This is a genomic window from Methylosinus sp. is20ea, assembly GCF_059718135.1.
The window spans coordinates 1,010,385-1,027,054 of the sequence record NZ_AP046088.1 but is presented as its reverse complement, the minus strand read 5'-3'; the positions used below and the strand labels follow the sequence as shown (position 1 = coordinate 1,027,054).

General features: G+C 67.4%; 18 protein-coding genes. 10 read left to right on the top strand and 8 right to left on the bottom strand.

The window, feature by feature from the left end; all coding sequences use genetic code 11:
• Positions 1-271 precede the first annotated feature (271 nt).
• The 3 genes from AC6IY7_RS04690 (at position 272) to AC6IY7_RS04680 (ending at position 4,141) form a co-directional block, all read left to right on the top strand.
• Positions 272-1,930 (top strand): OprO/OprP family phosphate-selective porin, encoded by a 1,659-nt coding sequence (locus tag AC6IY7_RS04690; protein WP_497781894.1) that lies wholly within the window; start codon positions 272-274, stop codon positions 1,928-1,930.
• 188 nt (positions 1,931-2,118) lie between these two features.
• Entirely contained in the window at positions 2,119-3,768 is a 1,650-nt protein-coding gene (locus tag AC6IY7_RS04685) for an OprO/OprP family phosphate-selective porin (RefSeq protein WP_497781893.1), read from the top strand.
• A gap of 145 nt (positions 3,769-3,913) precedes the next feature.
• Complete coding sequence (locus AC6IY7_RS04680) at positions 3,914-4,141, top strand: DUF2093 domain-containing protein (protein ID WP_497781892.1); 228 nt, start codon at positions 3,914-3,916, stop codon at positions 4,139-4,141.
• Between the two features lie 45 nt (positions 4,142-4,186).
• Here AC6IY7_RS04680 and lpxK read toward each other — a convergent pair whose 3' ends face one another.
• The 4 genes from lpxK to AC6IY7_RS04660 all read right to left on the bottom strand — a co-directional run bounded on the left by lpxK (position 4,187) and on the right by AC6IY7_RS04660 (position 7,741).
• On the bottom strand, positions 4,187-5,215 hold the full coding sequence (gene lpxK, locus AC6IY7_RS04675; protein WP_497781891.1) for a tetraacyldisaccharide 4'-kinase: 1,029 nt from the start codon (positions 5,213-5,215) through the stop codon (positions 4,187-4,189).
• A 21-nt stretch (positions 5,216-5,236) separates the two neighbouring features.
• Positions 5,237-6,514 (bottom strand): 3-deoxy-D-manno-octulosonic acid transferase, encoded by a 1,278-nt coding sequence (locus tag AC6IY7_RS04670; protein ID WP_497781889.1) that lies wholly within the window; start codon positions 6,512-6,514, stop codon positions 5,237-5,239.
• A gap of 133 nt (positions 6,515-6,647) precedes the next feature.
• Positions 6,648-6,896 (bottom strand): DUF4170 domain-containing protein, encoded by a 249-nt coding sequence (locus AC6IY7_RS04665; RefSeq protein WP_497781888.1) that lies wholly within the window; start codon positions 6,894-6,896, stop codon positions 6,648-6,650.
• On the bottom strand, positions 6,893-7,741 hold the full coding sequence (locus AC6IY7_RS04660; RefSeq protein ID WP_497781887.1) for a 3'(2'),5'-bisphosphate nucleotidase CysQ: 849 nt from the start codon (positions 7,739-7,741) through the stop codon (positions 6,893-6,895). Before AC6IY7_RS04660 ends, AC6IY7_RS04665 begins: the two co-directional genes overlap by 4 nt.
• Before the next feature lie 242 nt (positions 7,742-7,983).
• Between AC6IY7_RS04660 and AC6IY7_RS04655 the strand changes: the two genes are divergently transcribed.
• A complete protein-coding gene (locus AC6IY7_RS04655) occupies positions 7,984-8,517 on the top strand; it encodes a DUF6101 family protein (RefSeq protein ID WP_497781886.1) in 534 nt (177 codons plus the stop codon).
• Here the strand turns inward: AC6IY7_RS04655 and ubiA are convergent.
• Together ubiA and AC6IY7_RS04645 are read right to left on the bottom strand one after the other, a co-directional pair.
• A complete protein-coding gene (gene ubiA, locus AC6IY7_RS04650) occupies positions 8,508-9,461 on the bottom strand; it encodes a 4-hydroxybenzoate octaprenyltransferase (RefSeq protein WP_497781885.1) in 954 nt (317 codons plus the stop codon). The genes AC6IY7_RS04655 and ubiA overlap by 10 nt on opposite strands.
• Positions 9,458-9,874 carry a hypothetical protein gene (locus AC6IY7_RS04645; protein ID WP_497781884.1) on the bottom strand — a complete coding sequence of 139 codons (417 nt, stop codon included), beginning with the start codon at positions 9,872-9,874 and terminating at the stop codon, positions 9,458-9,460. Before AC6IY7_RS04645 ends, ubiA begins: the two co-directional genes overlap by 4 nt.
• A 196-nt stretch (positions 9,875-10,070) precedes the next feature.
• Here AC6IY7_RS04645 and AC6IY7_RS04640 point away from each other — a divergent pair, with 196 nt between their 5' ends.
• Both AC6IY7_RS04640 and AC6IY7_RS04635 read left to right on the top strand, forming a co-directional pair.
• Positions 10,071-10,817 (top strand): 16S rRNA (uracil(1498)-N(3))-methyltransferase, encoded by a 747-nt coding sequence (locus tag AC6IY7_RS04640; RefSeq protein WP_497781883.1) that lies wholly within the window; start codon positions 10,071-10,073, stop codon positions 10,815-10,817.
• A gap of 197 nt (positions 10,818-11,014) precedes the next feature.
• Entirely contained in the window at positions 11,015-11,329 is a 315-nt protein-coding gene (locus AC6IY7_RS04635) for a hypothetical protein (protein ID WP_497781882.1), read from the top strand.
• A 41-nt stretch (positions 11,330-11,370) separates the two neighbouring features.
• Here the strand turns inward: AC6IY7_RS04635 and AC6IY7_RS04630 are convergent, their stop codons facing one another.
• On the bottom strand, positions 11,371-12,744 hold the full coding sequence (locus AC6IY7_RS04630) for a glutamate--cysteine ligase (protein ID WP_497781881.1): 1,374 nt from the start codon (positions 12,742-12,744) through the stop codon (positions 11,371-11,373).
• 393 nt (positions 12,745-13,137) lie between these two features.
• Here AC6IY7_RS04630 and AC6IY7_RS04625 point away from each other — a divergent pair, with 393 nt between their 5' ends.
• Positions 13,138-13,305 carry a Flp family type IVb pilin gene (locus tag AC6IY7_RS04625; protein ID WP_497781880.1) on the top strand — a complete coding sequence of 56 codons (168 nt, stop codon included), beginning with the start codon at positions 13,138-13,140 and terminating at the stop codon, positions 13,303-13,305.
• 9 nt (positions 13,306-13,314) lie between these two features.
• Here AC6IY7_RS04625 and AC6IY7_RS04620 read toward each other — a convergent pair whose 3' ends face one another.
• Complete coding sequence (locus AC6IY7_RS04620; protein WP_497781879.1) at positions 13,315-14,004, bottom strand: DUF937 domain-containing protein; 690 nt, start codon at positions 14,002-14,004, stop codon at positions 13,315-13,317.
• A gap of 190 nt (positions 14,005-14,194) precedes the next feature.
• On the opposite strand from AC6IY7_RS04620, the gene ispH reads away from it, so the two are divergent.
• From ispH to rnhA, 3 genes are read left to right on the top strand one after another with little or no spacing between them, the layout of a single operon-like run.
• The gene (gene ispH, locus AC6IY7_RS04615) at positions 14,195-15,166 is read left to right on the top strand and encodes a 4-hydroxy-3-methylbut-2-enyl diphosphate reductase (RefSeq protein WP_497781877.1); all 972 of its coding nucleotides are present in this window, start codon (positions 14,195-14,197) and stop codon (positions 15,164-15,166) included.
• A gap of 48 nt (positions 15,167-15,214) precedes the next feature.
• Positions 15,215-16,180 carry a homoserine kinase gene (gene thrB / locus AC6IY7_RS04610; RefSeq protein WP_497781876.1) on the top strand — a complete coding sequence of 322 codons (966 nt, stop codon included), beginning with the start codon at positions 15,215-15,217 and terminating at the stop codon, positions 16,178-16,180.
• A complete protein-coding gene (gene rnhA / locus AC6IY7_RS04605) occupies positions 16,177-16,632 on the top strand; it encodes a ribonuclease HI (protein WP_497781875.1) in 456 nt (151 codons plus the stop codon). Before thrB ends, rnhA begins: the two co-directional genes overlap by 4 nt.
• Positions 16,633-16,670 lie beyond the last annotated feature (38 nt).

The window sequence follows — 16,670 nt, the reverse complement described above, 5'->3', positions numbered from 1 at the left end:
AATCGAAATGTAAGACAATTACATGTGATGTATCCAAAGAACATTTCGCCTGTCGAAGCTCGTCGGATGAGCGGAGTTGGCGAGAATTTAGGCGTCATTTGTCGATGAATAGGCAAATGGCGTAATTGTCGAGCGCTTCGCGTGTCCGCTTCGGACCCGGGAGACTTGTCGTCGATGCGAGATGTTCATTCGATCGAATGAAACCCCGCCCGTCGAACAGAAATCCGGACCGTTCACGCCGCGCGCCGAACGACGAGCGCAGGGGGCTTTGATGAAAGAACAGAAAATCGGGTCGAAAATGGCGCGGCGGCTCTCGGGCGGCGTGGCGCTCGCCGCATTCTGCGGGCTGCTGGGCGCTCCGGCGTCTGCGCTGGCCGATACGGCGAGTGAGATCAAGGCGCTGAAGGCGGAGCTCAAGCGGCTCGAGGCCAAGGTCGCCGATCAGGCCAAGACCAATGTCCAGGTCAAGAATGCGCTGAACTCCGCCAAGACCCTGCCCGGGCTCGTCGCCCCGCCGCCGGTGTTCGTCAGCTTCCGCAACGGCCTCTTCGTCGAGACCGAGGACAAGGCGTTCAGCTTCAAGATCGGCGGCCGCATGCAGATCGACGGCGGCTTCGCCAGCTCGGCCGACACAATGTCGCGCAGCAATGTCGGCTTCCGCCGCGCGCAGATCTGGATCGAAGGCAAGGCCTACAAAGACTGGTACTACCGGTTCCAGTATGATTTCACCAACGCCGGCGTGACCGGCATACGCGACGCCTATGTGGGCTATCGCGCCAAATTGCTGCCGGAATCGATCACGACACAGCCCGTCACCTTCCAGGTCGGCAATTTCTTCGAGCCGTTCAGCCTGGAGACGAACAGCTCGACGAGCAACATCACCTTCCTCGAACGCGCCATGCCGACCGTCCTGGCGCCGAGCCGCCATACGGGCGCGGCCGTCACCATCGGCGACAAGATTTGGACCGTGAAGACCGGCATCTTCTCCACCTCGCCGCAGGACACTGCGGTCGCTCCGCCCACTGGCGGCGCGCAATATTGGGACGCGGCGGTGCGCGCCACCTATGCGCCCATTCAGGAAGAGGACAAGCTGCTGCATCTCGGCTCGTCCTTCCGCTATCACAAGCCAGAGGACACGACGGCCGCCACCGATTCGGCCTTCCTTCGGCCGGGCGCCGGCACGGAGCGCGAGGAGGCGGATGTTCTGGGCGGCAGCGGAACCTGGACGCGCGTGTCCGCGGCTCAGGATTTGACTTGCGCCGCCTCCGGCAGCTTGGCGACGACCGCGACCGGCCTCGGTCTCTTGTCCGCGCCTTTCATTCTGAAGAACGGCTGCTTGAAATACGCCTATAGCTACGGCTTCGAAGCCGCCGCCAGCTATGGCCCCGTCTCGCTGCAGGGCGAATATATCGCCACGCGATACGAGCGCGATCCGGTCAACGGCTTCCTGCTCGGCAATGGCGGCGGCTCCAGCCTCCAATACAGCGGCTATTACGTCCAGGGGTCGTGGTTCCTGACCGGCGAATCGCGCGCCGCCGTCTACGGTAGCTACGACAAGAACTTTTTCACGCCCGGCACTTTCGGCCCGATCCAGATCAAGGATCCCGTCAACAAGGGCGGCTGGGGCGCCTGGGAGCTCGCGGCGCGCTACAGCGAGATCAATCTCAATAATGGCGGCCTCGTCGACGGCAACTATGTCTATGCGGCGACGGCGGCCGGCACGGCGGCTCAGAAAGCGCTCGCCAGCACGGCGACGCTCGGCGGCCGTCAGGACAATCTGACGATCGGCTTGAACTGGTATCCGGTCAACGGCTTCCGCCTGCAGGCCAATTGGACGAAGGCGCTGACGATGGTCGCGCCCTCCGACCGCCCCTATCTCAACGGCGAGCATCCGAGCTTCTTCCTCGCCCGCGCCAACGTCTTCTGGTGAGACGCCGCAAAGGCGTTGGATCAATCATCGATGGCCGCCCCTCAGGGGCGGCCATTCGCATTTTCGGCCGACCTTTCCTCCCCCGCGTTCCTCCCCCCGCGTTCCTTCGCGGCGTTCCTTGGCCGCGAGCCTCGCTCGAGCCAACCGTGCTCAGTGTGGCGATCTGGCTTCTACCGAGGAGGGCGCAAGTGTCGGAATCTCGTGCATGGCGCAAAGGCGTCGCAGTCGCGGCTCTCGTCGCGGCGCTGGGTGAGCCCGGTCTCGCTCTCGCGGATACAGCGAGCGAGATAAAAGCGCTGAAAGCCGAGCTGAAGCGCCTCGAGACCAAGCTCGACGCTCAGTCCAAGGCGACGCACGAGGCGACAAAGCATTTGAATGCGGCGAAATCCGCGCCGGCCGCCAATGCGCCGCCGCCCGTCTTCGTCAGCTTCAGAAACGGCCTCTTCGTCGAGAGCGAGGACAAGAGCTTCGATTTCAAGATCGGCGGCCGCATCCATGCCGATGGCGGCTTCGCCAGCTCCGCAGACACGATCCGCCGCAGCAACGCCGGCTTTCGCCGCGCCGAGCTCGAGGTCGCCGGCCGCGCTTACGGCAATTGGATCTATCGCTTCCAATATGATTTCGCCACCGCCGCCGGCGGCGTCGCCGGCATCCGCGACGCCTATCTCGCCTATCGCGCGAAATTCCTGCCCGAATGGATCAGCGCGCAGCCGGTCTCCCTGCAGATCGGCAATTTCCACGAGCCCTTCGGCCGGGAGGTTCTCGACGGCGACAAGCATATGACCTTCATGGAGCGCAGCCTCACCGCCAATCTCGGCCCGGCCCGCCACATAGGCGCGGCCGTCGGCCTCGGCGACGAGAGCTGGGCGCTGAAGGGCGGCATTTTCTCGACCAGCCCGCAGGATGCGGCAAGCGCTCCGCCCCCCGGCGGCGCGCAATATTGGGACGCTTCGGCGCGCGCCATCTATGCGCCCATCCACGAGGTCGACGCGCTGCTCCATCTCGGCGCGGCCTTCGTCTATCACCGGCCCAATAGCTCGACCGGCGCCACCGACGCCACCAATCTCACCCCCGGCGCCTCCGCCTTCGAGCGGGAGCTCACCGGAATTCTGGGCGCGGGCGGCGCGACGGTGCGCGTTCCGGCGGCGCAGGACCTCTCCTGCGCGGCCTCGGCGGCGACGCTCAATGTCGCGACGACCGGCGCCGGCCAGCTCGTCGCGCCCTTCGTGCAGCGGCCGAGCTGCCTGAAATATTCCTACAATTACGGCTTCGAGGCCGCCGCCGCCTATGGCCCGGTCTCCGTCGAGGCGGAATATGTCGGCGCGCAATATCAGCGGGACGCGCTGCTCGCCTTTCTCTACGCCAATGGCGGCGGGTCGCAGCTGCATTACAGCGCCTATCATGTCGCCGCCGCGCTGTTCCTCACCGGCGAATCGCGCGCCGCCTCTTATGACGGCTATGACAAGAATTGGAGCTCGCCCGGCACCTACAGCGATGTGAAGATCAAAAATCCGCTGGACAAGGGCGGCTATGGCGCCTTCGAGGTCGCCGCGCGCTATGAGGGGATCGATCTGAACAATGGCGGCCTCGTCCCCGCCGCCTTCGTCTATCTGGCGACGGCCGCGGGCTCGGCCGCGCAAAAGGCGATCGCCAATACGGCGACGCTCGGCGGGCGGCAGGAAAATCTGACCGTGGCGCTGAACTGGTATCCGGTGCGCGGCGTGCGCTTCCAGGCCAATTGGACGCGCGCGATGACGCTGATCGCGCCCTCCGATCGCGCCTTTCTCAATGGCGACCACCCGAGCCTTTTCCTCGCCCGGGCGCAGGTGTTCTGGTGAGTTTCGAGCCGGAAAGCGGACGAGGGCTCGGCCATTGGCGTGAATTCGGCCTTGCCAATTGCGTCTCTCCTATTGAAAATCCGGTATGACCTCGTTTATTTCGTCGGTGCGCCGCTTCACTGAGCGCGCGAGACGCAGGATTCGTATGAACCGGTTCGAACGACAGCCGCAGGCCGCGGTCGAGGCCGAGGTCGAATATCGCGACGGCGACTTCCGCATTCGCCGCCCGGGCGCCTTTGTGCGCTGCGCGGTGACCGGAGAGCCCATTCCGCTGGAAGAGCTCCGCTATTGGAACGTCGACCTGCAGGAGGCCTATTCGAGCCCCGAGGCGAAGCTCGTCCGCATCGGCGTGACCTTCCCGAAGAAGTCCTAGAGCGTTTCCAGCCGAAGTGGACACCGGTTCGGCGTTGGAAACGCGTCAAAACAAAAGCCGAGAGTCTTTCCGTGTCACGGAAAGACTCTCGTTTCGCGCGACGGCGCGGCGCAAAAGATCGCGCAACGCATCCGCTGGCTCGAAGACGAGCGCGATCGGCAGCGCCGCGATGCGAGAGCGCATCGCCGGCGGGAGACGCACCGCGTCTTTTTCCGTCGTGACCAGACCAGCGCCGAGGCGTGTCGCCTCGCGCTCCAGCGCCGCGATCTCGCGCTCCGCATAGACATGATGATCGGCGAAGCTTTTTCGGCCGACGATCTCGACGCCCGTCGCCTCCAGCGTCGCGAAAAACCTCTCGGGCCGCGCGATCCCCGCAAAGGCCAGCGCCCGCTCGCCGGGACGCGCGCAGGGGAGGGGCGCGATGCGGGCGCGCAGAATGGTTTTTCCGGCCGCCTGCGCTCGCTCGGCGACCGCCTCTCCGGCCGCGCCCTCTCCGACGAGGACGATCGCGTCCACTGTGGCGAGCTGGCGCGTCATGGGCGCGCGCAACGGGCCGGCGGGCGGGCATAGCCCATTGCCGGCGCCATAGGCGCCGTCGACGACCGCCAGAGCGACATCGGGCTCGAGCCGCCGGCTCTGCAATCCATCGTCGAGGACCAGCGCCGTCGCCCCGAGCGCTCGCGCGAGCTTCGCGCCGGCGGCGCGATCGACGCCGACGATGGTCGGCGCGCGCCGCGCCAGCAACAGCGCTTCGTCTCCGACGTCGCAAGCCGAATGGATTTGCGGATCGACGAGGAAGGGCGCGCTGCGGGCGTTTCGGCGGCCATGGCCGCGGGTGAGAAAGCAGGGCCGCTCGCCCGTTTCCGCGAGCAGCGACGCAAGGGCGAGCGCCGCCGGCGTCTTGCCGTCGCCGCCGAGCGTCAGCCCGCCGACGACGATCGTGGGCAGATCGGCGCGCGCGCCCGGCCGCGCCATTCGCGCCGCGGCCACGGCCCCATAGATCGCGCCGAGCGGCGCCAGCGCTCGCGCGAGCGGCGAGGCCGGCGCGCGTCGCCAGAACTCAGGCGCGCGCATCTTCGACGCGGCGACGCGGCGTCATCGCTGCTCGAGCGCCGATTGCGCGAGATAGGGCTCGATCGCCGCCATTATGCTCTGCGAGGCGCCGCCGAGCTTCTTCACCACCTCGGCCCCGGCGCGCCCCATCTTGCGCATGCGGGACGGGTCGGAGAGCAGAAATTGCAGCGCGCGCGCCAGCGATTCGGCGTCGGTCACGCGGGCGGCGGCGCGGGCGGCGGCGAGCTCGGCGTAAATATCCGCGAAATTCTCGACATGCGGCCCATGTAGGATGGCGCAGCCGAGCTTGGCCGGCTCGATCGGATTATGGCCGCCCTCGGCGGTGAGCGATTTGCCGGTGAACACGACGCTGACGGCGCGCAAAAACAGGCCGAGTTCGCCGACCGTGTCGGCGACATAGATCTGCGCGCCGCGGCGCGGCTCGCCGTCGCGCGAGCGCAGGTCGACCTCGAGCCCGCGCGCGCGGGCGAGAGCGGCGATCTCCGCGCCGCGCTCGGGCTTGCGCGGGACGATGATGGTCAGCAGCGACGGAACCTCGGCGGCGAGCGAAAGATGCGCGTCTATGGCGATCTCTTCTTCGCCGGCATGGGTGGAGATCGCCGCCCACACCGGCCGGGCGCCCACCGCGCCGTTGAATTCGGCGAGCTTGCCGGCGCCGACGGGGGGCGGCGGCACGTCGAATTTCAGATTGCCGCAAACGCGCACGCGCGGCGCGCCGAGGCCGAGATAGCGCGCCGCGCTCTCGGCGTTCTGCGCGAGGCAGAGGTCGATCTCGCCGAACAATATGCGCGCGCCGCCAGGCAGGCGCCGCCAGCGCGCGGCGGAGCGGCGCGAGATGGTGGCGTTGACCAGGATGAGCGGCAGCCGCCGCGCATGGATCGCGCGGATCATATTGGGCCACAGCTCCGACTCGGCGAAGAGCACGATGTCCGGGCGCCAATGCTCGAGGAATCGCTCGACGAATTGCGGCGCGTCGAGCGGCAGAAATTGATGCGCGGCGCCGGCCGGAAGCCGCGCCCGCAGCACTTTGGCGGAAGAGACCGTGCCCGTGGTGACGAGAACCTCGACGCCGCGCTGGATGAAGCGCTCGACCAGCGGCAGCAGCGCGAGACTCTCGCCGAGGCTCGCGCCATGCAGCCAGACGAGCCGGCCGGCGGGACGCTCGAGGCCGGGAAGGCCCATGCGTTCGCCGCGACGCTCGGGGTCTTCCTTGCCCTGCTTCGCGCGCCAGCCCAGCACTGCGCCGGCGAGAGGCGTCAAACCGATGGTCAGCAACCGATAGATCGTCAGGACCGGCATCGACGCCCCGGTGAAACTCGCCAATATCGCGGCGGCCGATTTTACGGCGCGCCGGCCTCGAATGAACGCGCGGATCGCGGCGTCCCGGCCCGCGGGGCAGACGATCGGCCGCGCCGAGCTCTAGGACTTTAGCTCAATTTGCGTCGGGATCGAGGAGGCTGTGCAGCTGCACGACGAAATAGCGCATATGGGCGTTGTCGACCGTCGCATGCGCTTTCGCCTTCCAGGCGGCGAGCGCGGCGTCATTGTCGGGATAGATGCCGACGATGTCGAGTTTCGACGGATCGCGGAAGGCGATGCCCTGCGGGTCGACGAGCTCGCCCCCGAAAACGAGATGAAGCGCCTGTTTCGCGCCGTCGCCCAATGTCGTCGTTTCGCTCATATGACGCCCTTCGAAACGGCTCGCGCCAGCGCGAGACTCTCCGGAAAGATGGCTCGAGGCGCGGCGACCAGCATGTCGCGCCGCAGCTGCGGACGATTGTAGCGCAAGGGAACGCCCTCGAGCTCGGACAAAACGCCGCCCGCCTCGGTGAGTATCACATCGGCCGCGGCTATGTCCCAGTCTTTCGAATCCGCGGAGGCGATGGTCAGATCATTGCGGCCGGAGGCGACGTCGGCGACGCGCAGGGCGAGCGAGGGCGTGCGATCCTGAATCGCGAATTTATAGTCCGAGCCGGCGAAGCGGGCGGCGAGGCCGCGCGGCGCCTCCAGCCGGGCGCCCGTCAGAACGGAGCGATCAGTGACGCGAATCGGCGCGCCATTGAGCGCCGCGCCATGGCCGGCGGCGGCGGCGAAGGTCCATTCGAGCGCCGGCGCATGAATGACGCCGAGCGCCGGCCGTCCCGCGTCGATGAGCGCGATCGACACGGCCCAGCGCGCGTCGCCGCGCAAAAAGGCCTGCGTCCCGTCGATCGGATCGACGACGAGGAGACGCGGGCGAAGGAGGCGCTCTCTATTGTCGGCGGTTTCCTCGGAGAGCCAGCCGGCGTCCGGGAACAGAGCGAGCGCGGCCTCCTGCAGGAAACGGTCGACGGCCATGTCGGCCTCGGTCACCGGAGAGCCGCCGTCCTTGTAGGAGATGGCCGCGCTCGTCCTCTCGCCCGGCCGGAAGAAGGCCATGGCGATCTCGCCGGCGCGCCGCGCGACGGCTTCGAGCAGCGGCAACTGAGCCGCGACGTCGATTGGCGCGAAGGCTGTTGGCGCGAGGTCTGTCGGATTGTCGGCCATTGAGAACAGTCGTTAAGCGAGCCGGGCCCCTCCCGCAAGGCGCCTTTTTTCGGCGAATTGCCGCGAATTTCGACGATCATATTTGCTCACTGCTAACCCAAAGCCGCTGAATCGTTCGAAAAGGCAATGGTTTACGCGGGATTCACCAGCCTTGTTAGCGAGCTTTGGCCGAGCCGGCGCTCAACATGCGGCCCATGAAACGAGAAACGAAACGCCAAGAGCATTTTTCGAGGAGCGAGCGCATGTTCGAGACCGGCGCCATGGCTGAGACGCAGCTTCAATTTGCCGTCCAGCGCGATCGGCGCGCCGATGGCGGCCAGCGCCAGGTGCGCGTCGGTCGCAGCGACATTCTGATCTCGCGGCGCCTCGGCGGAATGTCCATGCTCATCAGCGTGCCGGTGCGCGCCTATCGCGGCGTCGCGCTGGATGTCGAGCCGAGCGTCGACGGCGGCGCGTCCTATCGCCTGTCGCTCGCCCATAATGATCCCGATCTCGACATCGTTCTCACCGAGACGGCGGATGGCGGCGCGATCTCGGCGGACTGGAAATATTGGGCGTCCTATCTCGATCTGCCGCGCCTCGCCGCCCGCGACGGGGAGTTCGAGACGGTCGATCCGCGCCTCGGCGGCGTCGCTCTGCGCGAGACGATCGCCCGCCGCAAGAATACGACGGTCGCGCTGCGCCGTCCGCGCTTCTGCGCGCGCCGCAAAGAGGGGAATGACGCGCTGACGGCGACGATCCACCGCGAGGAGCGCGAGATCGTCTGCTACGAATAGGCGCGGATCGCGGCCTGCGCCGCGAGGCCGGCGAAGAGTAGCAGGCCGGCGTCGCGATTGGAGCGGAACAACATCAGCGCGACCTCGGGCGAGGCGGCGTCGCTGGTGCGATAGACCTGCCAGGAAAGATGCGCCGCATAGGCGGCGAGGCCGATCTGCGCCGCTCCGCCGACATCGGCCGCAAGCAGCGCGAATTCGGCGAAAGCGACGGAAGCCAGATAGAGCGCGCCGACGGCGAGGCGCACATGCGCGCCGAACAGCAGAGCCGTCGAGCGCACCCCGGCGATGGCGTCGTCGCGCTTGTCCTGCAGCGCATAGATGGTGTCGAAGCCGATCGTCCACAGGATCGCCGAAGCGTAGAGGAAGAGCGCCGGCCATTCGAGCCGGCCGGTCAGCGCCGTCCAGCCGAGCAGCGCGCCATAGGCGAAGGCGAGTCCTAGAACCGCCTGCGGCCAGGAGGTGAAGCGCTTGGCGAAAGGATAGATCAGCACGATCAGCGGCGAAGCGAAGCCGAGCGCGATGGTGGCGCCGTTGAAGGACAGCAGAACGCCGAGGCCGACGAGACATTGCAGCACGAGAAACACGATCGCCGCGCGCAAGGAGACGCGTCCGCTGGCGAGCGGGCGAAGCCGCGTGCGCTCCACCTTGGCGTCGATCTCGCGGTCGACGATGTCATTATAGGTCGAGCCGGCGCCGCGCATGGAGACCGCGCCGATGAAGAAAAGCAGGAGATGCAACACATGCGGCGGGCCGCCCAGCGCCGCCGAGGCGAGCGCGCTGCCCTGCCAGCAGGGAAGCAGCAGCAGCCACCAGCCGATCGGCCGATCGAGGCGGGCGAGCTGCACAAAAGGGCGAAGCGGCTCGGGAGCGAGGCGCCAGAGCGGGTGGTCGGCGACGGCGTCGGGCAGTCGCGGCTCGTCCCGGGGCCGTTCCGCGGCGCTCACAATGGGCCGGAGGGGAGCTTCTGCGCCTGCGGGCCGATGCCGGCGGCCTGTTCTTCCTGCATCTTCTTGGCTTTGGCGGCGACGGCGCAGGCTTGGGCGGCGAAAGTCTGCGTCTTGCTGCGCGCCTGCTTGAAGCCATCGACCATATTTTCGGGAATGTTGCACCATTCCTTGTTCTTATCGATATAGGCGGCCATCTCCGTCTCTATGGAGACGAGCTTGCGCGCCACCGGACAGGCGGCGACCGGGTCCATCTTGCCCTTGGACGCCTTGCCGATATTGTTGAGCGTCTGAATCTGCGACATGCGCCGCTGCGAGAGCTTCTGGAAGTCCTCCTGGCAGGATTGGGCGGCGGCCGTCTCCGCCCCCGCCAGCGCGAGAAGAAGTCCCAAAATCGGCGCGCCGGCGCTCATGCGCGCAATTCCGCGCTGTTTCCGCGCGTTCCCGCTCTCTGTCTGCGCGTTCCGGCTTGTGGCCGTCATGGCGGCGATCCCCTTCATGGTTTAAGAGGTCTTAGCAAGAGACTTGCGCCCGTTGCAAGCATCCGGCAGTTTCGCGGACAAAGCGGCGGCTTGATGGCGCCCCGCCCCTCATCCCCCGGGAAAGCTCGTGTCACGCTATGATTTTTCCGCGCAGCGCCTCTTCGTCGAGGCGCGTCTCGAGGCCGGCGCGCGTATCGTCCCGGATGCCGATCGGCTCAATTATCTGTTGAATGTGCTGCGGCTGCGCGAGGGCGATGCGGTTTTGCTGTTCAACGGGCGCGACGGCGAGTGGCGGGCCAATCTCGAGGAGGTGGCGCGGCGCAAGGCGATTCTCGTCGCGGCGGAGCGCCTGCGCGAGCAGACGGCGAGCGCCGATCTGCATTATTGCTTCGCGCCGCTCAAGCACGCTCGGCTCGACTATATGGCCCAGAAGGCGACCGAAATGGGCGTCTCGCGCCTCGCTCCCGTGATCACCCGCCGCACCCAGGCGCGTCGCGTCAATCTGGAGCGCCTCGCCGCCAATGTGGCGGAGGCGGCGGAGCAATGCGGCGTGCTCAGCGTGCCCGAGGTCGTCGAGGAGGTCTCTCTCGACGCGCATCTCGCGGCGCGGCCGGCGGGGCGGCTGCTCGTGTTCTGCGACGAGGACGCCGAGGTCGCCGATCCGATCGCCGCCTTGCGCGGGGCGCCGGAGCATGAGGGCGTCGATGTGCTGGTCGGGCCGGAGGGCGGCTTCGATTCCGCCGAGCGGGAGGCGATTCTCGGGGCCGCGCCGCTCATCGCGCGTCTTTCGCTCGGCCCGCGCATCCTGCGCGCCGACACCGCCGCCGTCGCGGCTCTGACGCTCGTGCAGGCGGTTCTGGGCGATTGGCGTTGACGGGAGCGCGACGCGACACGATCCTGCCACGATTATTCGCCTGTATGGCGCCTTAAGTGGTCGCCGTCGCGTGACCTCTCGCGTCGAAGCGTGTGAAGTAACGAGTTGGTAAACATCAGGCGGCAACATCGAGAAGGGGCGCGACATCGCGTCGGCTTCGGTGTTGCGATGCGAGAAACTTCGAGGCTCATCTGCGAATGACAGTTTTCACCGCCGAACCGTTCGGGCTCGACGTCCGCCGTGTTCTCGCTTGTCTTTGCCTGTGCGCCGCAATGAGCGCGCCGGCGGCGCAGGCGCAGACGACGGGCTCCGTTCCCTCCGGCGGGCGCTGCTCTCGTTTCGGCGAGGGCTTCGTCCCGGTCTCCGGCTCCGACAATTGCGTGCGTCTCGGCGGCCATGTGCGCGCCGGCGGCCCGGCCTGGTCGCAGTACGGCATGTCTCAGGACGGCATGCGGCCGATCGGCCATTCCTATGTGCGCGCGCCGGGAGCGCCCGGCCTCTACGCGCGCTGAACGCCGCCCGCGCGGGTTTTCGGCGCGGGCGGCGCTCTTTATTACAACAGACAATCCGTAAAGGCCGGATCGACCGAGCGGCCCCAGCGGCCGTGATAGGCCTCGAGCCGCTGCTGCGCCAGCGTGCGGCCGCTCTCGGCGATCTCCTCCAGCGGCGCGAGATAGATGGTCTCGTCGCGCCCCTGCGCGTCGCGCTGCGCCCGTCGGGCGAGACCGCCGCGGGCGAGCGCCAGCATGTCGCGGGCGATGTCGAGCGCCCGGCGCCCGCGAATGCGCGCCTCCAGCGCGAGGCGCGGAACATCGGCGCGCAGAGTCTCGCGCTCCTCCGCGCTCCAACCCTCGAACAGCGCCAGAGCGCCGTCCAGCGCCGCGCGATCATAGAAGAGTCCGACGAAAAGCGCCGGCAGCGCGGTCATATGCGAGCGCGGTCCGCCATCGGCGCCGCGCATCTCGAGATAGCGCTTCAGCCGCGCCTCCGGGAAGATCGCGCCGAGATGATTGGCCCAGTCCGACATTGTCGCGCGCTCGCCGGGCAGAGCGGCGAGCTTGCCGTCCAGAAGGTCGCGGAAGCTCGCGCCGGCGACGTCGTGATAGACCTCGCCACGCTTGACGAAATAGAGCGGCACATCCAGCGCATAATCCACATAGCGCTCGAAGCCCATGCCCGGCTCGAAGGCGAAGGGCAGCATGCCGGTGCGGTCGGCGTCGGTGTCGAGCCAGATCTGCGAGCGCTGTGACAGAAAGCCCGTCGGCTCGCCGTCGATGAAGGGCGAATTGGCGAAAAGCGCGGTGACGATCGGCTGCAGAGCGAGGCCGACGCGCAGCTTGTCGACCATGTCCTTCTCGGAGGTGAAGTCGAGATTGACCTGAATGGTCGCCGTGCGGAACATCATGTCGAGGCCGAGCGAGCCGACCTTCGGCATATAGGCGGCCATGATGCCATAGCGCTGCTTGGGCATGGCGGGCGTCTCGGCGCGCCGCCATTTCGGGCTCGCGCCGAGATCGAGAAAGGAGACGCCGAACCGCCGGGCGACGGGCTCCAGCGCGGCGAAATGGACGTCGAGCTCGGCCTTTGTGTCATGGACGGTGGGCAGCGGCGCGCCGGACAATTCGAATTGGCCGCCGGGCTCCAGCGACACGGCCCCGAGGGCATGCGGGTCATAGAGGCCGATGATCGCCCCGCGATCGGTGATCGGCTCCCAGCCGAGCGTCGCGCCCAGCCCGTCGAGCAGATCCTTGATCCCGCCTGCCGGGGACTCGTAGGGGACAGGCGCGTGGCTCGCGCCGAAAAACGGGATTTTCTCGTGCTCCGTGCCGACGTTGAGATCGTCGGGCGTCTTTATTCCAGCCTCGAACCACTCCACGAGCGCATTGCGCGACGTGATCGGCGTCGTATCGTTTACGTCGCGAGCCATCAGCAACTTTCAGTGAGGACCGGCGCAGCGGTCCATATAGGTCGATATCCCTTCCGGCGGGCGCGAAAGGGCGGGCGCGAACGACAGCGCTTCCGGCGTCGGCGCCGAAGCAATATGCGTTCCGGCTGCTGAATTGGCCGAAAAGCCGCCCGCTTGCAAGACCACCCGCATGCACGAGCATCCGCTTGCAAGACCGCCCCGCGCAAGACTGTCTCGCGCAAGACCGCCCGCGCCAGACCGCCCCGCCGACCTCGACGCCACGGTGGAGGGCGACTTAACCCTTTCGAGACGAATTATGCTTATCTTTCGGTTACCGTCGCGGTCGCGTCTTTGTCGCGAGGGCGCGACGAGGCGACGCCCATCCGGGGCCGGACCGCTCGAGGAATTTGACCCATGCCGAACAGCCTGCGCCGATTTCTCGTGGATGAAAGCGGAGCGACGGTCCTCGAATATGCGATGATCGGCTTCTTTCTCTCGATCGTGATCCTGGCGGCGACGCGCATTATCGGCACCAAACTCTCGGCCGCCTATTATCTGCCCGTCGCCAATAATCTGACCTGAGTCTCGCGGTCAGCTTTTCGCCGAGGCGAAAATCCGTCCCAGCAATTCGTCGAGGTCCGCCTGCTGCTCGGCGTTGGCCGGAGGCGTGAGCGTTTTGCGGATCTGCTCCAGCGCATCCTCCAGCGCTTCGGCGGCCGGCTCCGGCTGCGGCGCGGGCTGTGGGGCCGGCGCGCCGCCGAAGAGGCTTTTCAGCCATCCGAGCAGGCCGCCGCCGGAGGGCGCCGGGGACGCCGGCGCGGGCGGTTCCGCCGGCTGGCCGATGGCGGCGCCGACGCCCTGGCGCTCCAGCGTCGAGCCGAGGCCGCCGGCCGCGACGGAGACGAGAATCGGCAGCAGGCGCTGCAGCACATCGGCGCGCAGGCCGCTCTCGCGGGCGGCGAGCTGCGAGACCTCGCCGGCGGCCGAGGCGGAGCCGAAGAGATGCGCGACAATGGCGTCGCCGCCTTCGACGCTCGCTTGCGAATGGGCCTCATCGGCGCTTTCGAAGGCGGCGCGATGGGCCTGGTCGTTGGCGGCGTCGATGACCGGGCGCAACGCCCCCGGCTCATCGGCCGCCTTGCGCAGCGCCGCGACCAGCGCCGGCAGCAGCGCCTCGACGGCCGCTCGCGTCTGCCACGATGCGAGACCGAAGCGAGCAGAGAGATTTTCGATGATCTGGCCGCCTTGGGCGGACTGTATTATATCGACGATATTCGACACATTCGCCTCCGTCCCCTCTGGGCCGCGAGACACTCCGGCAGTTGCGCGGCCAGTCTTCGTCAATTGTCTGTCTAGCAGATTTTCGGAACGGCCGCGAGCGAGCGGACCCTCGGCTTGACACCTATCCCCACGCGGGACATCACAGCGCGGCGCGCTTCGGCCGCCCCCTTCGATAGAGAGGCGCTAGAGGATGAATATTCAGCATCGCCCGTCGCCAAAGCCGCCGTTGAAGATCCTGCTCTGCTCGCCGAGGGGCTTTTGCGCCGGCGTCGTGCGGGCGATCGACGCGGTGGAGCGGGCGCTCGCCAAATTCGGGCCGCCCGTCTATGTGCGCCACGAGATCGTGCATAATCGCTATGTGGTCGAGGCGTTGAAGGCCAAGGGCGCGATCTTCGTCGAGGAGCTCGAGGAAGTGCCGGACACGGCGGCGCCGGTGATCTTCTCCGCCCATGGCGTCGCCAAATCCGTGTCGGCGCAAGCCGCCTCGCGCAATCTGCTCGCCATAGACGCCACTTGCCCGCTGGTGACCAAGGTCCATCGCGAGGCGGAGATTCATCACAAGCGCGGGCGAAAAGTGCTGCTGGTCGGCCATTCCGGCCATCCCGAGGTGGTCGGCACCATGGGCCAGCTGCCGCCGGGCGCGGTGGTGCTCGTCGAATCGGTCGCGGCGGTGGCGGAGCTGCGGCTCGAGGATGTGGCCGATCTCGCCTATGTGACGCAGACCACTCTGTCGCTCGACGATTCGCAGGAGATCGTCAGCGCGCTGACGCGGCGTTTCCCGCAGATCGTCGGTCCGCACAAGGAGGACATCTGCTATGCGACCACCAATCGCCAGGCGGCGGTCAAGCAGGTCGCGCCGCAGGTCGATGCAGTGATCGTCGTCGGCTCGCCCAACTCGTCCAATTCGCAGCGTCTTCGCGAGGTGGCGGAGCGCGCCGGCGCGCCGGCGCAGCTCGTCCAGGGCCGCAGCGAGATCGATTGGCGCATGTTCACCGGCATCGCTTCGCTCGGCATCAGCGCCGGCGCCTCGGCTCCCGAGGTGCTCGTCGAGGAGATCATGGAGGCTTTCGCCGAGCGTTACGAAATCTCCGTCGAGACCGTGTCCGCCGCGCTGGAGGATGTCGCCTTCCCGCTGCCCAAGGAGTTGCGCGCACACGCCTGACGCGCGCCGGACGACTTTTGCCGCCTCCCTCCAACCCGCGCGGAACTCATGGCCGTCTACACGGATGTCGACGACGAGGAGCTGATCGCCTTTCTCGCCGGCTATGACCTCGGCGCGCTCTTGTCCTGCAAGGGCATCGCCGAAGGGGTCGAGAACTCCAATTATTTCCTGCACACGAGCGCCGGCAGCTTCATCCTCACCCTCTATGAGAAGCGCGTCGCCGAGGCGGACCTGCCCTTCTTCCTCGGGCTGATGGAGCATCTTGCCGCCAAGGGATTGACCTGTCCCCAGCCGGTGCGCGATCGCGCCGGCGCGGCGCTCGGACGGCTGGCGGGCCGGCCGGCGGCGATCGTCACCTTTCTCGACGGCTATTCCATCCATCATCCGGAGCCCGCCCATTGCGCGCGGCTCGGCGAGGCGCTGGCGCAATTGCATCTCGCCGGCGCCGATTTCCCGCTGCGCCGCGGCAACTCTCTCTCGGTCGGCGGCTGGCGGCCGCTCTACGCGCCTTTTTCCGCGCGCGCCGGCGAGGTGGCCGAGGATTTGGGCGCGATCGTCGCCACGGAGCTGGAGGCGCTGGAACGCGATTGGCCGCGCGGCCTCCCCGAGGGCGTCATCCACGCCGATCTCTTTCCGGACAATGTGTTCTTTCTCGGCGACCGCGTCTCCGGCCTCATCGACTTCTATTTCGCCTGCGTCGATTCGCTGGCCTATGATCTCGCCATCTGCCTCAACGCCTGGTGCTTCGACGCCGCCGGGACCTATGACGCCGCCAAGGGCGCGGCGCTGCTCGATTCCTATTCCCGCGCGCGTCCGCTGTCGGCGGCGGAAATCGAGGCCTTTCCGCTGCTCACCCGCGGCGCGGCGCTGCGCTTCCTGCTGACGCGCTTCGTCGATTGGCTGGACGTGCCGCCCGGCGCCTTGGTGCGGCCGAAAGACCCGCGCGAATATCTCGCGCGCCTGCGCTTCCACCGGACGATCCGCGCCGCCAGCGACTATGGCCTTCGCGCGTGAGCGGGCGCGTCGCCATTTGGACCGACGGCGCCTGCTCGGGCAATCCGGGGCCGGGAGGCTGGGGCGCGATATTGCGCTTCGGCGAGCGCGAGAAGGAGATTTGCGGCGGTGAGGCGGCGACCACCAACAACCGCATGGAGCTCACCGCGGCGATCGAGGCGCTCGAGGCGCTGACGCGCCCCTGCGTCGTCGATCTGCACACCGATTCGCAATATATGCGCGACGGGATCACCTCCTGGATGAAGGGCTGGAAGGCGCGCGGCTGGAAGACGGCCGACCGCAAGCCGGTCAAGAATATCGATCTGTGGACCCGGCTCGATGCGGCGACGGAGCGCCATGAGGTGGCGTGGCATTGGGTGCGCGGTCACGCCGGCGACGAGATGAACGAGCGCGCCGACGCCCTCGCCCGCAAAGGCATGGCGCCGTTTCAGTCGAAAGTGAAATCGCGATGAGCGGGGCGCCGCCCCCTTGTCGAATGAGACTCTAAATA

Bases quoted from the DNA above. Each gene is read 5' to 3' on its own strand.
- thrB (WP_497781876.1), top strand. From the start codon at position 15,215: ATGGCCGTCTACACGGATGTCGACGACGAGGAGCTGATCGCCTTTCTC.
- lpxK (WP_497781891.1), bottom strand. From the start codon at position 5,215: ATGCGCGCGCCTGAGTTCTGGCGACGCGCGCCGGCCTCGCCGCTCGCG.
- AC6IY7_RS04635 (WP_497781882.1), top strand. From the start codon at position 11,015: ATGACAGTTTTCACCGCCGAACCGTTCGGGCTCGACGTCCGCCGTGTT.
- ispH (WP_497781877.1), top strand. From the start codon at position 14,195: ATGAATATTCAGCATCGCCCGTCGCCAAAGCCGCCGTTGAAGATCCTG.
- AC6IY7_RS04625 (WP_497781880.1), top strand. From the start codon at position 13,138: ATGCCGAACAGCCTGCGCCGATTTCTCGTGGATGAAAGCGGAGCGACG.
- AC6IY7_RS04680 (WP_497781892.1), top strand. From the start codon at position 3,914: ATGAACCGGTTCGAACGACAGCCGCAGGCCGCGGTCGAGGCCGAGGTC.
- AC6IY7_RS04630 (WP_497781881.1), bottom strand. From the start codon at position 12,744: ATGGCTCGCGACGTAAACGATACGACGCCGATCACGTCGCGCAATGCG.
- AC6IY7_RS04645 (WP_497781884.1), bottom strand. From the start codon at position 9,874: ATGAGCGCCGGCGCGCCGATTTTGGGACTTCTTCTCGCGCTGGCGGGG.
- AC6IY7_RS04670 (WP_497781889.1), bottom strand. From the start codon at position 6,514: ATGCCGGTCCTGACGATCTATCGGTTGCTGACCATCGGTTTGACGCCT.
- AC6IY7_RS04665 (WP_497781888.1), bottom strand. From the start codon at position 6,896: ATGAGCGAAACGACGACATTGGGCGACGGCGCGAAACAGGCGCTTCAT.
- AC6IY7_RS04690 (WP_497781894.1), top strand. From the start codon at position 272: ATGAAAGAACAGAAAATCGGGTCGAAAATGGCGCGGCGGCTCTCGGGC.
- AC6IY7_RS04660 (WP_497781887.1), bottom strand. From the start codon at position 7,741: ATGGCCGACAATCCGACAGACCTCGCGCCAACAGCCTTCGCGCCAATC.
- AC6IY7_RS04655 (WP_497781886.1), top strand. From the start codon at position 7,984: ATGTTCGAGACCGGCGCCATGGCTGAGACGCAGCTTCAATTTGCCGTC.